The sequence below is a fragment of the Cupriavidus taiwanensis genome (assembly GCF_900250115.1).
Lineage (GTDB): Bacteria > Pseudomonadota > Gammaproteobacteria > Burkholderiales > Burkholderiaceae > Cupriavidus > Cupriavidus taiwanensis_B.
This window is the reverse complement of the sequence record NZ_LT984804.1, coordinates 2,227,917-2,242,662: the sequence shown is the minus strand read 5'-3', so window position 1 is coordinate 2,242,662 and position 14,746 is coordinate 2,227,917. Positions and strand designations below refer to the sequence as shown.

The window sequence follows — 14,746 nt, the reverse complement described above, 5'->3', positions numbered from 1 at the left end:
TGTGGAGTTTGCTTCGTCCGGCGATGGTTCACGGTTCCTCGAGTTTGATGAGCAACGCGCGCGCCTCTCGCAAGTCCACTGTGTCGAAGCCTTCGCTGAACCAGCCGTAGGTCTCGGACAGCAAGCAGCGGGCCTCGGCATGCCGGCCCTGCTGCTGCCACAGGCGGCTCAGCGCCACAACCGCGCGCAGCTTCGGTGATCGGGCTTCCTGACTGCTGGCAATCGCGATCGCCCGCCGGAAGCAGCCTTCCGCTTCGTTGGCGACTTCGTTCGCTTCGCCCGGTCGGCCCGCTTCCAGCAGCGCCAGTTCTCCCTTGAGCCGATGCAACTCTGCTTCGTGCACCCGCTCTTCGGTTCGCTCCACGGCAGCCAGCGCCTCGGCCACCGCCGCAAGCCCTGCTTCAACTTGTCCGGCTCTGGCACAGGTTTCGGCCAGGAGCGCCAGGAAATGGGTTCGCAGGAGCTCGGCCCCGGTTTCGCGGTAAGCGCGCAGGCCTTTTTGAATGAGCCCGATTCCATCTGCGACTTGCCCGCTTGCCGCCACGGCGCAGCCCGACAGGATGGTTCCGCAAGCCAGGCCGTATGGCAAGCCATAATCGGTGGCGAGGGCGACCAGTGCCTGCGCGAGCTCGTGGGCCAGCTGCACTTCGCCACAGGACAGACGGACCTGCGCAGCGGCTATCAGCGCATCGGCTGTGTCCGAGGGATGGGACGGGCTCCGGGCCAGGGTAAGCGCCTCCTGGCTACGCGTGCAGGCTTGGGCCGGGTAGCCAAGCATCCACAGGTCCATGGCAATCAGGGCCAGCCCTTGCACACCCGGTTCCAGGCCATAGACGTAGGCATGCGAGCGGTGCTGCCGGGGGTCATAGAGTGCCATGGCCTGCTCCAGTCGCACACGAGCCGGCACCAGTTCGCCAAGATAGAACAGATTGGCGCCCAACGCCCGACGTGCCTGGACCAGCAACGCAGGATCCTGCGCCCGCTCGGCCAGGTCAAGCAGCTGCCCCGCCAGTTCGCGAGCGGTCCGGAGTTCCGCACGGACTGTGTAGAACGTGCGCAGTCCCATCAGGGCAGTAAACAGCTGGGTCGTGTCTTCGAGCTGCTGACATAGTGCCAGCGCGCGCGCGTAGGTCGCTCCGACTTCCGGGGCGGCGAAGCCTCCCTTGGCCATCCAGGCCGGGCCGAGGGTGATCTGAAGCGCGAGTTCCTGCTGTGCGCGCTCGGGGCAGTCAGGGAGCGTGGCGAGCAGGCCGAGTGCCATGGTGAGGTGGGCGACGGCCTCGGCGTCGGCCGAGCGTTGCACGGCCTGGCGTCCGGCGCGGTGCAGGTACTCCACCGCCTTTGCCGTATTGCCGCTGCGGCTGAAGTGGTACGCCAGCTCGCTGCAGTGCTCCTCGAGCTGGGCGCCGAACAGCGTCTCGATTGCCTGGGCGGTGCGCTCATGCAAGGCACGGCGCCGATCGCTCAGCAAGGAGCCGTAGGTTACCTCCTGGGTCAGCGCATGCTTGAAGCTGTACTCCACCTCCGGGAAGGCTGGCTGCTCGTAGATGAATTCCCCGGCCTGCAGCCGGGCCAGCAGTCTCTTCGTCTTGTCCTCGGGCTGCGCGACGACGCTTGCAAGCAGGCTCCACGGAAATGTCTTGCCAATCACGGCCAAGGTCTGCAGCAGCGCTTTCTCGGCTGGCTGCAGGCGGTCGATACGGGCGGCGAGCACTCCCTGCACAGTGGCAGGGATGTGCAGCTTGCCCGGGATCTGCTCGAGACGGTATTGCCCGCGCTCGCCGCGCAGCACCTGTCCCTCGACGAGATCCTGCACCACCTCCTCGATAAAGAAGGGGTTGCCTTCGGTCTGCTCCAGGATCAGTTGCTCGAGCCGGGCCAGTCCGGTGGCATCGCCCAGCAGCGCATGCACCAGGTCCCGGGCTTCGGCTTCGCCAAGCGGATCCAGGCGCAGTTGGGTGTAATAGCTCTTGCGGCTCCAGTCGTGCCGGTATTCCGGCCGGAAATTGACCAGCAGCAGAATGCGTGCGCTGGGCACGCCCTCGCCGAGAAAGCCGAGGAAGGCCTCGGTTTCGCTGTCGAGCCACTGCAGGTCTTCGATGATCAGCTCCAGTGGCTGGGTCAGGCTTTCGCGCACGAGCAGCCGCTTGATTGCCTCGAAGGTCCGCTGCTGGCGGATCTGGTTGTCCATCTGTGCCAGCGCCGAGCCTGGTTCGACGACTCCCAGCAGGTGGCAAAGATAGGGCAGGCTGTGTTCCAGCGCGCGGTCAAGTGTCAGTAGCTTGCCAGTGAGCTTCTCGCGCCGCCGGCGCTCATCGTCTTGCGCGGTGATCTGGCAGTAGTTCCGCAGCAGCTCGATCAGTGGCAGATAGGGGTAGGCCTTGCCATGCGAAACCGAGAAGGTTTCGAGCACCAGGCAATCGCGCGGCGCAAGCAGCTTGAACTCGTGGCAAAGCCGCGACTTGCCAACCCCTGGCTCGCCGACCACGCCGACAATCTGCCCATGTCCGGCCCGTGCCCGTGCACGCGCTTCGCGCAATTGTTCCAGCTCGCGGGCGCGGCCGACAAAACGCGCCAGCCCGCGGCTGGCCGATACCTGCAGCCGGGTGCGCAGCGGGCCGGGTCCGAGGACTTCAAAGACCTCGAGCGGCTCCTGCACGCCCTTGATCGGCGTTGCACCGAGGGACTTGAACGCGAAATAGCCTTCGGTCAGGTTGCGGGTGTGTTCGCTTGCCACAATCGTGCCGGGCACGGCGATGCTTTCCATGCGCGAAGCAATATGGATCGAGTTACCCACCGGATCGTAGTCGGTGTGCAAATCCTTGATGCGAATCGTGCGCACCACCACTTCGCCGGAGTTGATGCCGACGCGGATCTGCAGCGCGATGCCCTGGGCGAGACGCACGCCGTCGGCGTAATGGCGCATGGCCTCCTGCATGCGCAGCGCTGCCAGCAAGGCCCGCTGGGGATGGTCTTCGTTCGCGATCGGCGCGCCGAACAGCGCCAGGATGCCATCGCCCATCGACTTGGCGACATAGCCTTCGTAGTGGTGCACGGCCTCCATCATCAGGGCCAGCACGGGATCGATCAGGCTGCGTGCGTCCTCGGGAGCGAGATCATGGATCAGCGCGGTCGAGCCGGCCATGTCCGCGAACAGCGCGGTGACCAGCTTGCGCTCGCCATCCGTCGGGTGTCGGGCTTCCATCTCTGCCTGGGCCGCCAAGATACGCTCGGCCAGATAGGGTGGGGTGTAGTCGATGGGGGGGCTGGAAGCAGCTGCCATGACACGGACGGCCGCGCTTGAGGCAGAGGGGCGCTGACGGGGGCGCTTACGGGGGCGCTTACGGGGGCGCTTACGGGGCGCTTACGGGGGCGCCCAGCGGCGCGCCGCATTCGCTGCAAAACTTGGCGCTGGCCGCGGCCTCTTGCCCGCAGGCCGGGCAGACGCGCACCTGCCTGGCGCCGCATGCCTCACAGAATTTGGCGCCTGCCGGATTCTCGAACCCGCACCTTGGGCAGCGCATGGAGCTTGTCCCCCTTGATGGGGCCAGCGAAGTCAACCATCAGATCTTATCAAGACGGGCAGGGCCCGTCGAACGGGAAGCGGCGCGCTTGCGCGTGGCCCCTGGTTGGCCCGGCACACGCCGGATCGAAGTGATGCCCCGTGTTCTCCCACCACCCATGTGTCGGGGCGGGTGCGTAATGCAACGCGTGGCTTGGGACTGGCAGGAGGGTTGGATACAATGCGGCGTTCGACGTGCGCGGTCGAGCCCCGACAGCGCCATGCCTCGACGTGGTGCGGAATGAGAGCTACTGTAGACATCGTCATCTATCCCGGATTCAAGGCCATAGAAGCGGTTGGCGCCATCAATGTCTTCGACTATGCCAACACCCGCTTGCAGCAGCTTGGCTGTGCGCCGAAATACCAGCTTCGTATTGTTGGGCCGTGTGCCGGAGTCATCCGGTCCGACACGCTGGTTTCGCTTGATGCCACCAAGGCGCTCAATGAGCTGGTGCCCGCAGACGTGGTGGTGATTGTCGGGGCCCGGGACATTCTGAATGTCCTGGCGGTGAGTGGCGATATCGTGGACTGGTGCCGCGAGTGTGCCCCCAGGATAAAAACCATGGTGGGACTTTGCTCAGGAAGCTTTTTTCTTGCTGAGGCCGGCCTGCTCAGGGGCCGGCGTGCTGCCACGCACTGGAGTGTGGCTGAACTCATGCGCCAGCGGTATCCCGAAATACTCGTGGATGCCGACGCCATATTCATTCGTGATGCGCACGTCTGGACATCTGCCGGCGTGACCGCCGTCTTCGATCTGGTCCTGGCCATGGTGGAGGAGGATCTGGGTCGCGATATCGCGTTGTCGGTGGCGAGAGATCTCGTGGTCTACCTGAAGCGGCCGGGAGGGCAGTCGCAGTTCAGCGGACATCTGCTCAGCCAGATGACGGTTCATCCGCAGGTTCGCGATATACAAGACTATATTCATCGCTCACCGAAGGCGGATCTCTCGGTAAGGGTCCTCGCGGCGCGCTTTGCGATGAGTGAGCGAAATTTCTCCAGGGTGTTCCTGAAAGAAACCGGGCACACGCCTTCGGCATATGTGGAGCAGACCCGGTTGGACTCGGCCCGACGGCTCCTTGAAGACGGTAAGCAGCCGCTGAAATGGATCGCCATGGAGAGCGGCTTCGGCTCAGAGGCGAGGCTGAGGCAGGCGTTCCAGCGGCGACTGAACGTGACCCCAGGCGCTTATCGTGAGCGCTTCGCGAGCACTGGTGTCGAGGATGTTGCCGGCGTAGCTTGAACCGGGACGAACGCGGCCGGGTCGGCAGGAACTGGTCATCCGGTCCCTGCCCGACAAGGATGCGCGCTGGGAGCGGCGCGTCTCAGTACAGCACCACCGAGCGGATCGACTCGCCGCGCTTCATCAGGTCGAAGCCCTCGTTGATGCGCTCCAGCGGCAGCGTGTGGGTGATCAGGTCGTCGATGTTGAGCTTGCCTTCCATGTACCAGTCGACGATCCTGGGCACGTCGGTGCGCCCGCGCGCGCCGCCGAAGGCCGAGCCCTTCCATTCCCGCCCGGTCACCAGCTGGAGCGGACGCGTGGAGATTTCCGCGCCGGCCTCGGCCACGCCGATGATGATCGACTTGCCCCAGCCCTTGTGGCAGCACTCCAGCGCCTGGCGCATGACCTGCGTATTGCCGATGCATTCGAACGAGTAATCCGCGCCGCCGTCGGTCAGCTGGATGATGTGGTCGACCACGTTCTCCACGTCCTTCGGGTTGATGAAATGCGTCATGCCGAACTTGCGCGCCATGGCTTCGCGCCCCGGGTTCAGGTCCACGCCGATGATCTTGTCGGCGCCCACCATCTTCGCCGCCTGGATCACGTTCAGGCCGATGCCGCCCAGGCCGAACACCACCACGTTGGCGCCGGCTTCCACCTTGGCGGTGAACAGCACCGCGCCCACGCCGGTGGTCACGCCGCAGCCGATGTAGCAGACCTTGTCGAACGGCGCATCCGGGCGGATCTTCGCCAGCGCGATCTCCGGCACCACGATGTGGTTGGCAAAGGTCGAGGTGCCCATGTAGTGGAAGATCGGCTTGCCGTCGATCGAGAAGCGCGAGGTGCCGTCCGGCATCAGGCCCTTGCCTTGCGTGGCGCGGATGGCCTGGCACAGGTTGGTCTTGCGCGACAGGCAGAACTTGCACTGGCGGCATTCCGGCGTGTAGAGGGGGATCACGTGGTCGCCGGGCTTGAGCGAAGTCACGCCGGGGCCGACATCGGTGACGATGCCCGCGCCCTCGTGGCCCAGGATCGCCGGAAAGATGCCTTCCGGATCGGCGCCGGACAGCGTGTAGTAGTCGGTATGGCAGATGCCGGTGGCCTTGATTTCCACCAGCACTTCGCCGGCGCGCGGGCCTTCCAGGTCCACGCCTTCGATGGTCAGCGGCTTTCCCGCACCCCAGGCAACTGCTGCGCGTGTTTTCATTGATCTCTTCTATCGAAATAAGCTCTTGGCGCCAAACTATAGGGGGACCGGCGATCGTGATGATCCAGTGGGCGTGCATTTGTCCGAAGACAGACGTAAGTTGGCCGACGCCCGCTATCGCGATCAGGCGTACCGGAATCCCGAGAACGCCGTTGCATCATCCCTGACATTCAACACTCGCTTTCGCTTTCAGTGAGCGCCGGGACCTCGCCGGCATCGCCGTCGGGCAGCATCGACTCGGCGGAATCCAGGCCCTTGTCGCGGTAGGTTGCAGGCGGCACGCCAAACTGTTTGCGAAATTCACGGCCGAGGTGCGATGCATCGGCAAAGCCGCAGCTCAGGGCGATGTCGGCGACCGTGCGGTCCGAGCTGGTCAGCAACCACGCAGCGGTCCTTAGCCGCACATGCTTGGCGAATGCCTGTGGGCTCTTGCCCGTCTCCGCCTTGAACAGGCGCTCGAGCTGTCGCGGCGACAGGTCGAGCTTGCAGGCAAGCGCCTCAAGCGGGAGCGCCCGGCCGACGTGCTGCTCCATCAGCAGGATCGCGCGCTTGACCTTCGGGTGCGTCGCGGGCTCGAGGCCGGGTGGATGCGGCTGTGGTGCATTACCCTTCTGCATCTCGCCGACCAGCAGGATTCGCAACGCCTTTTGTACGGTGGCGTGATCGAAGTGGCGCAGCAGAATGGCGGCTGCGACATCGATCGACGCGCGCCCGCCTGAGCAGGTGATGCGTCGGCGGTCGATCACGAACAGCCGGTCGGCAATCAGCAGGTTCGGATCCACCGACGGGAATCGCTCCATAAAATCCCAGTAATGGAACCAGCTGACGCAGGCGCGGTGCCCCTGCAGCACACCCGCGCGCATCAATGCGAATACGCCGGTGCAGATGCCGACGATCGTGGCGCCGCCGGCCGCTGCGCGGCGGATGAAGTCCAGCGTCTCAGGTCCGGCCTGCGGCCCCGAGTGCAGTAGCCCGCCGACCACGACCACATAGTCGAACGGCTCTGCCTCGTCGAACGTTTCCCATGGCGCGACCTGGATCCCGCAACTCGCGCGCACTGGCGCGAGTGTGTTCCCGATCACGCTCCAGACGCACCGCACCGGCTTGCTGTAGTCGCCATCGTCGGCCGACAGCCGCAGCATGTCGACGAAACCCGAGAACGCGGTCAGCGTGAAGTTCGGCAGCAGCACGATGCCGAAGCGCACGCGCCGTGGCGTCGGCTCGGCGACCGGGGAAATGGGAACGTCGGGTGTCATGGCGGCATCCATCTTGACAGGCTCGGGCAAAGCGGGCGGATCTGGCGGCGGGGCGGTGGGGCTCGGGTGGCGGGCGCCGGTGATGCGTACGGCATCCATGCAGCGCTCACCGCCTGTCCGCTCGACGCGGCTCCGTCACCGCCAGCGTCGCCGATCCGCCTGCCGCGGACTTGCACTTTTCCGACGCAAATCATCGCCAAAGCGAATTTCCGGCCGGTTCGGCCCCGCGCCTGGCGGCGTCGTCCCACGTCGATGCCGCTTTTGTTCTATCGGCAAATTCCACGCTTTGATGTACTGACGTCCAACGACACCTACCAGGCAAGAGCAAAGAGGCAGCCAGATGAATGTCAGCGTTTTCGACCTGTTCAAGATCGGCATCGGTCCATCAAGTTCGCATACGGTCGGCCCGATGATCGCCGCATGCCGATTCGTCTCGCACCTTGAGGATGCGAATCTGCTCGGCTTCGTGCGCCGTGTGCGGGCCGAATTGTACGGTTCGCTCGGTGCGACCGGCAAGGGCCATGGCACGGACAAGGCGGTGCTGCTCGGCCTCGAGGGCAGCCTGCCCGATCGGGTCGATCCGGACGTGATTGAGCCCCGCCTCGCGCAGATCCGCAAGGATAAACGGCTGTTGCTGCTCGGCAAGCATGAGGTTGCGTTCGACGAAAAGGAGCACATCGGCTTCTTTCGCCGCCTGATGAGCGGCACGGGCAACGTCGTGCACCCGAATGGCATGCGTTTCCAGGCGTTCGACGAGCAGGGACAGCTGCTCGTCGAAAAGGAGTACTACTCGATCGGCGGCGGCTTCGTGGTCAATCGCGACGGCGATCGCGTCAACGGCGTGCGCGCGGCGGCCGAGGTGCCGTATCCGTTCCGCACTGGTGCCGACCTGATGCAGGCGTGCAGCGATAGCAGGCTGTCGATTGCGGAGCTGATCTTTCGCAATGAATGCGCGCTGCGCCCGGCCGAAGACGTGCGCGCCGGGCTGCTGGCGATCTGGCAAACGATGGCTGCCTGCGTCGAGCGTGGCTGCAAGGTCGAGGGCGAGCTGCCCGGCCCGATGCGCGTGAAGCGCCGCGCGGCCGAGCTCAACCACCGCCTGCGCACACGATCCGAGGAGTCGCTGCGTGATCCGCTGTCGATGCTTGACTGGGTCAACCTGTATGCGATGGCCGTCAACGAGGAGAACGCGGCGGGCGGCCGCGTCGTCACCGCGCCCACGAACGGCGCGGCTGGCGTGATCCCGGCGGTGCTCCACTACTACGTGAAGTTCGTGCCAGGTTCGAATGACGACGGCATCGTCGAGTTCCTGCTGACGGCAGCAGCGATCGGGATGATCTACAAGGAGACGGCATCCATCTCGGGTGCCGAGGTCGGTTGCCAGGGAGAGGTGGGCGTCGCGTGCTCGATGGCCGCGGCCGCGCTGGCCGCCGTGATGGGCGGTACGCCGGATCAGGTCGAGAATGCCGCCGAAATCGGCATGGAGCACAACCTTGGAATGACTTGCGACCCGGTCGGCGGGCTGGTGCAGATTCCGTGTATCGAGCGCAATGCGATGGGCGCGATCAAGGCGCTCAACGCATCCCGCATGGCGTTGAAGGGCGACGGCCAGCACTACGTGTCGCTCGACTCGGTGATCAAGACCATGCGCGAGACCGGCGCCGACATGAAGACGAAGTACAAGGAGACGTCGCGCGGCGGCCTGGCCGTGAACGTCATTGAATGCTAACGAGGGTCCATGAAATGAGCCGCTATTCGATATTCAGTCTGTTCCGCAACGGCCTGTCCTATCACGAAAACTGGGAAAGGCAATGGAAGAGCCCGGAGCCCAAGCGCGAGTATGACGTGGTGATCGTCGGCGGTGGCGGACACGGTCTCGCGACCGCATACTACCTCGCCAAGGAACACGGGATCACGAACGTGGCGGTGCTCGAGAAGGGCTGGATCGGCGGTGGCAACACGGCGCGCAACACGACGATCGTTCGCTCGAACTATCTGTGGGACGAGTCCGCGGCGCTCTACGAAAAGGCGATGAAGCTGTGGGAGGGCTTGTCGCAGGACCTGAACTACAACGTGATGTTCAGCCAGCGCGGCGTGATGAACCTGGCACACACGCTGCAGGACGTGCGCGATACCGAGCGCAGGGTGAACGCCAACCGCCTGAACGGCGTCGACGCGGAGTTCCTGACGCCGCAGCAGATCAAGGAGATCGAGCCGACGATCAACCTGAACAGCCGCTATCCCGTGCTTGGCGCGTCGATCCAGCGCCGTGCCGGCGTGGCCCGGCACGACGCGGTCGCGTGGGGCTTCGCGCGGGGCGCCGACCGCGCGGGCGTCGACATTATCCAGAATTGCCAGGTGACGGGTATCCGTCGCGACCGCGGCGCGGTCGTCGGCGTCGAGACGGTGAAGGGTTTCATCAAGGCGAAGAAGGTCGCCGTGGTCGCGGCCGGCAATACGACAACGCTCGCCGACATGGCTGGCGTGCGTCTGCCGATCGAGAGCCATCCCTTGCAGGCCCTGGTGTCGGAGCCGATCAAGCCGGTTGTCAACTCGGTGATCATGTCGAATGCGGTGCACGCGTACATCAGCCAGTCCGACAAGGGAGACCTGGTGATCGGCGCGGGCATCGACCAGTACACCGGCTTCGGCCAGCGTGGCAGCTTCCACATCATCGAGGGGACCTTGCAAGCCATCGTCGAAATGTTCCCGGTGTTCTCGCGTGTGCGGATGAACCGCCAGTGGGGCGGCATCGTCGACGTGTCGCCGGATGCCTGCCCGATCATCAGCAAGACCGACGTGAAGGGGCTCTATTTCAACTGCGGCTGGGGCACGGGCGGCTTCAAGGCGACGCCGGGCTCGGGCTGGGTATTCGCGCACACGATCGCGCGCGACGAGCCGCATGCGCTGAACGCGCCGTTCGCGCTGGATCGCTTCTATACCGGCCACCTGATCGACGAGCACGGCGCTGCCGCCGTCGCGCACTGAACGCCACGAGGAGAAAGAAATGCTGCTGATCGAATGTCCGTGGTGCGGGCCGCGCGCCGAATCCGAATTCTCATGTGGCGGCGAGGCTGACATCGCGCGCCCGCTCGAAACCGACAAGCTGTCCGACCGCGAATGGGGAGACTACCTGTTCATGCGCACCAATACCCGCGGCACGCATCGCGAGCAATGGATCCACGCCCAGGGCTGCCGCCGGTGGTTCAAGGTCGAGCGCGATACGGTCTCTTATGACATCAAGGGCTACGAGACCTTCGTCCAGCCCGGCGCCAATGCACCGCAAGGAGGGGGCAAGAAATGAGCCAGAAAGACCGTCTCGGCACGGGCGGCCGCATCCAGCGCGGCGAGCCACTGACCTTCACGTTCAACGGACGCACCTACCAGGGCTATCAGGGCGACACGCTCGCATCGGCGCTGCTCGCAAACGGCGTGCGCTTCGTTGCGCGCAGCTTCAAGTACCACCGTCCCCGCGGCATCGTGACCGCCGACGTCGCGGAGCCGAATGCCGTGGTGCAACTGGAACGCGGCGCCTACACGGTGCCGAATGCGCGCGCGACGGAAATCGAGCTGTACCAGGGCCTCGTCGCGACCAGCGTCAACGCGGAGCCGGATCTTGAGCGCGACCGGATGGCGGTCAACCAGAAATTCGCGCGCTTCATGCCCGCGGGCTTCTACTACAAGACATTCATGTGGCCGCGCAAGATGTGGCCTACGTATGAAGAGAAGATCCGCGAAGCGGCCGGCCTCGGCAAGGCGCCGACAGAACTGGACGCCGATCGCTATGACAAGTGCTACGCGCACTGCGACGTACTCGTGGTTGGCGGCGGGCCCGCGGGCCTCACCGCCGCGCATGCGGCGGCAGTGGGCGGTGCGCGCGTGATCCTCGTCGACGACCAGCGTGAACTCGGCGGCAGCCTGCTGTCCGGCCGGACCGAGATCAACGGCAAGCCCGCGCTGCAATGGGTCGGCGAGATCGAGGGCAAGCTGCGCAAGCTGCCGGACGTGACAATACTGTCGCGCAGCAACGCGTTCGGCTACCAGGACCACAATCTTGTCACCGTCACGCAGCGGCTCACTGACCACCTGCCCGTATCGAAGCGTCGTGGCACGCGCGAGCTGCTGTGGAAGATCCGCGCAAAACGGGTGATCCTCGCGACCGGCGCGCACGAGCGCCCGATCGTCTTCGGCAACAATGACCTCCCGGGCGTGATGATGGCGTCGGCGGTGTCGGCCTACATTCATCGTTACGGCGTGCTGCCGGGGCGCGATGCGGTCGTGTTCACCAACAACGATCGCGGCTACCAGGCGGCGCTCGACCTGAAGGCGAGCGGCGCGAAGGTGACGGTCGTCGACCCGCGCGCCTCGACCGGCGGAGCGCTGCCCGCCCTCGCAAAGCGGCAGGGCGTGACCGTCATGCATGGCGCGGTCGTGATGGCCGCGTCCGGCAAGCGGCACGTCACGTCGGTCAATGTGACTTCCTATGCGAACGGACAGACGGGTAGCAAGGTGTCGAAGATCCCTTGCGATCTCGTCGCCATGTCGGGCGGCCTGAGCCCGGTGCTTCACCTGTTCGCACAGTCGGGCGGCAAGGCGCAGTGGAGCGATGAAAAGACCTGCTTCGTGCCGGGCAAGTCGCTGCAGGCGGAGGCGAGCGTGGGTGCGGCGGCGGGCGAGTTCAACCTGGCGCTGGCGCTGCCGCTCGCGCTGGAAGCCGGCATCGACGCGGCCAAGGCCGCCGGGTTCCGTCCCGAAAAGGCCCCGGCCGTGCCGAAGGTCACGTCCGTCGCCGAGGGCGCGCTGCTGCCGCTCTGGCTGGTCGGCAGCCGCGCGGCCGCCGCACGCGGGCCGAAGCAGTTCGTCGACTTCCAGAACGACGTCGCCGCGTCGGACATCCTGCTTGCCGCGCGCGAGGGCTTCGAGTCGGTCGAACATGTGAAGCGCTACACCGCGATGGGCTTCGGTACCGACCAGGGCAAGCTCGGCAACATCAATGGCATGGCGATCCTGGCCCAGGCGCTCGGCAAGTCGATTCCCGAGACCGGCACGACCACGTTCCGCCCGAACTACACGCCGGTCACGTTCGGCACGTTCGCCGGGCGGGAAGTCGGCGACTTCCTTGACCCCATCCGCAAGACCTGCATTCACGAATGGCATGTCGAGCATGGCGCGCTGTTCGAGGACGTCGGCAACTGGAAGCGTCCCTGGTACTTCCCGAAGAGGGGGGAGACCCTGCATGCGGCGGTGAAGCGCGAGTGCCTCGCGGTGCGCAACAGCGTCGGCATCCTCGATGCATCAACGCTCGGCAAGATCGACATCCAGGGCCCGGACGCGGTCACGCTGCTGAACTGGATGTACACCAACCCGTGGAACAAGCTCGAGGTCGGCAAGTGCCGTTATGGCCTGATGCTCGATGAGAACGGCATGGTGTTCGACGACGGCGTCACGGTACGGCTCGGCGAGCAGCATTTCATGATGACGACGACCACGGGCGGCGCCGCGCGCGTGCTGACCTGGCTGGAGCGCTGGCTGCAGACCGAATGGCCGCATATGAAGGTCCGGCTTTCATCGGTGACCGATCACTGGGCGACGTTCGCGCTGGTCGGTCCGAACAGCCGCAAGGTGCTGCGCAAGGTCTGCGATGACATCGACTTCGCGAACGATGCGTTCCCGTTCATGAGCTATCGGAATGGCACCGTCGCCGGCGCGAAGGCGCGGGTAATGCGGATCAGCTTCTCGGGCGAACTGGCATACGAAGTGAACGTGCCCGCGAACGCCGGGCGCGCCGTGTGGGAAGCGCTGATGGCCGCTGGCGCCGAGTTCGACATCACGCCGTACGGCACGGAAACGATGCACGTGCTGCGCGCGGAGAAGGGCTACATCATCGTCGGCCAGGATACCGACGGCTCGGTCACGCCGTATGACCTCGGCATGGGCGGCGTCGTCGCGAAGTCGAAGGATTTCCTCGGCAAGCGTTCGCTCACGCGTTCGGATACCGCGAAGGAAGGCCGCAAGCAGTTCGTCGGCCTGCTGACCGACGACGCGGAGTTCGTGCTGCCCGAGGGCGCGCAGATCCTCGCGCCGGGCACGCGCGTGTCGACGTCAGAGCCAACGCCGATGATCGGCCATGTGACGTCGAGCTACTACAGTCCGATCCTGAAGCGCTCGATCGCGCTCGCCGTCGTGAAGGGCGGCCTGGGCAAGATGGGCGAGAGTGTTGCGATCCCGCTGGCCGACGGCCGGCGCGTGATGGCGAAGATCTCCAGCCCCGTTTTCTACGATACCGAAGGAGTGCGCCAGAATGTGGAATGAAGCGGGTAATGCTACGCCGGTCGCGGACATGCCGGCGTCTGACGCGCGCAAGCGCGGCGTGCGGCTCGAGTCGCCGTTCATCGGCGCGGCCGCTCTGCTGAACGCGCAGCAGGCGCGCGCGTCGAAGCAATTCGCGATGCGCGAGCGGCCCTTTCTTGATCTCGTCAACGTGCGAGGCGATCTGTCCGATCCGCTGTTCGTCGACGCGTTCGAGTGCGTGGTCGGGTGCATTCCGCCGGCCGCACCGAACACAGTCGCGCGGAGTGCCGCGTATGACGTACTGTGGCTCGGCCCAGACGAGTGGCTGGTGCGGTCGAACGAGCCGGCGCCGGCGGGCGTGCTCGAGCCGAAGCTCGCCCAGGCAGTCGTCGGTGCATATGCGGCGGCGGTCGACGTCGGCAGCGGCTACACGGTTGTCGAGATCAGCGGCGAGCGCGCACGCGATGTGCTGGCGCGTGGCTGCCCGCTCGACCTGCACCCGCGTGTGCTCAAGCCGGGGCAATGCGTGCAGAGCCACTACTTCAAGGCCTCGATCGTGCTCGTGCCGACCGGCGCCGCCCGCTTCGAGATCGTGGTGCGCCGCAGCTTTGCCGATTACTTCTGCCGCATCATGCTCGACGCGGCGAAGCCGCTGACATCATGAAGCTCGTCGACAGCGCGTTCAGCGGGCCGCTCGCTGCACTCGATGCGCCGCTCCTGCCGTGCAGGGGCTGGAGCGTGTTCATCGACGCGTTGGCGGTGCCGGTGCGCATCGGCATCCATCCGCACGAGCACGACGCACCGCAGCCCATCGTCATCGACGCGCGTCTTGGCTATGGCTGCGAGCCGCGCGAGGAAGACGAGTGGATCGACTACGACGGCTATTGCGCGCGCCTCGCCGCGTTCCTCGCGAACAAGCCGCATACGCGCCTGCTCGAGACGCTGGTGGCGGAGATCGCGGAGCTGTCGTTCCGCGAATGGCCTGCGCTCGACACGCTGGCGCTCGCCGTGCACAAGCCAAAGATCCGCCCCGGCACGCAACGCGTAGGCGTGGCGCTCGAGTGGACACGCGCCGATTACATGAGGCGCAGCGGGAAGGCGGGCTGAGCGTTGCCCCGGGCCGTGTCGGCATGGTCCAAACGCGTGTCGGTATTGGACATAGGCTGCCCGGTCTCCCGCACTAATCTCGTAGACGCTGCCGCGCATGC

Annotated in this window: 9 protein-coding genes and 1 pseudogene; 7 read left to right on the top strand and 3 right to left on the bottom strand. The window is 65.5% G+C overall.

The genetic code is table 11. The annotated features are described in order from the left end of the window. Positions 1–28 precede the first annotated feature (28 nt). Positions 29–3,524 (bottom strand): annotated as a pseudogene (locus tag CBM2586_RS26720) (AAA family ATPase). Positions 3,525–3,803: 279 nt separating this feature from the next. Between CBM2586_RS26720 and CBM2586_RS26715 the strand changes: the two are divergent. Beyond that, positions 3,804–4,802, top strand: a complete 999-nt coding sequence (locus CBM2586_RS26715; protein ID WP_115690841.1) for a GlxA family transcriptional regulator — start codon at positions 3,804–3,806, stop codon at positions 4,800–4,802. Positions 4,803–4,884: 82 nt separating this feature from the next. On the opposite strand, the gene CBM2586_RS26710 is transcribed toward CBM2586_RS26715, so the two are convergent. Together CBM2586_RS26710 and CBM2586_RS26705 are read right to left on the bottom strand one after the other, a co-directional pair. Next, a complete protein-coding gene (locus CBM2586_RS26710) occupies positions 4,885–5,991 on the bottom strand; it encodes an S-(hydroxymethyl)glutathione dehydrogenase/class III alcohol dehydrogenase (RefSeq protein ID WP_115690839.1) in 1,107 nt (368 codons plus the stop codon). A gap of 170 nt (positions 5,992–6,161) precedes the next feature. Continuing rightward, the gene (locus tag CBM2586_RS26705) at positions 6,162–7,247 is read right to left on the bottom strand and encodes a GlxA family transcriptional regulator (protein WP_115666567.1); all 1,086 of its coding nucleotides are present in this window, start codon (positions 7,245–7,247) and stop codon (positions 6,162–6,164) included. Between the two features lie 340 nt (positions 7,248–7,587). On the opposite strand from CBM2586_RS26705, the gene CBM2586_RS26700 reads away from it, so the two are divergent. Genes CBM2586_RS26700 through CBM2586_RS26675 form a run of 6 tightly spaced genes read left to right on the top strand, consistent with a single transcriptional unit; the run spans position 7,588 to position 14,645 of the window. Then, a complete protein-coding gene (locus CBM2586_RS26700) occupies positions 7,588–8,976 on the top strand; it encodes an L-serine ammonia-lyase (RefSeq protein WP_115690837.1) in 1,389 nt (462 codons plus the stop codon). A gap of 14 nt (positions 8,977–8,990) precedes the next feature. Further along, a complete protein-coding gene (locus CBM2586_RS26695) occupies positions 8,991–10,235 on the top strand; it encodes a sarcosine oxidase subunit beta family protein (protein WP_115690835.1) in 1,245 nt (414 codons plus the stop codon). A gap of 19 nt (positions 10,236–10,254) precedes the next feature. Continuing rightward, a complete protein-coding gene (locus CBM2586_RS26690; RefSeq protein WP_115666303.1) occupies positions 10,255–10,551 on the top strand; it encodes a sarcosine oxidase subunit delta in 297 nt (98 codons plus the stop codon). Further along, positions 10,548–13,559 (top strand): sarcosine oxidase subunit alpha family protein, encoded by a 3,012-nt coding sequence (locus CBM2586_RS26685; protein WP_115690833.1) that lies wholly within the window; start codon positions 10,548–10,550, stop codon positions 13,557–13,559. The genes CBM2586_RS26690 and CBM2586_RS26685 overlap by 4 nt, the downstream gene beginning before the upstream one ends. Then, on the top strand, positions 13,549–14,202 hold the full coding sequence (locus CBM2586_RS26680; protein ID WP_115690831.1) for a sarcosine oxidase subunit gamma: 654 nt from the start codon (positions 13,549–13,551) through the stop codon (positions 14,200–14,202). The genes CBM2586_RS26685 and CBM2586_RS26680 overlap by 11 nt, the downstream gene beginning before the upstream one ends. Next, the gene (locus CBM2586_RS26675) at positions 14,199–14,645 is read left to right on the top strand and encodes a dihydroneopterin aldolase (RefSeq protein ID WP_115666306.1); all 447 of its coding nucleotides are present in this window, start codon (positions 14,199–14,201) and stop codon (positions 14,643–14,645) included. Before CBM2586_RS26680 ends, CBM2586_RS26675 begins: the two co-directional genes overlap by 4 nt. Positions 14,646–14,746: the final 101 nt, after the last annotated feature.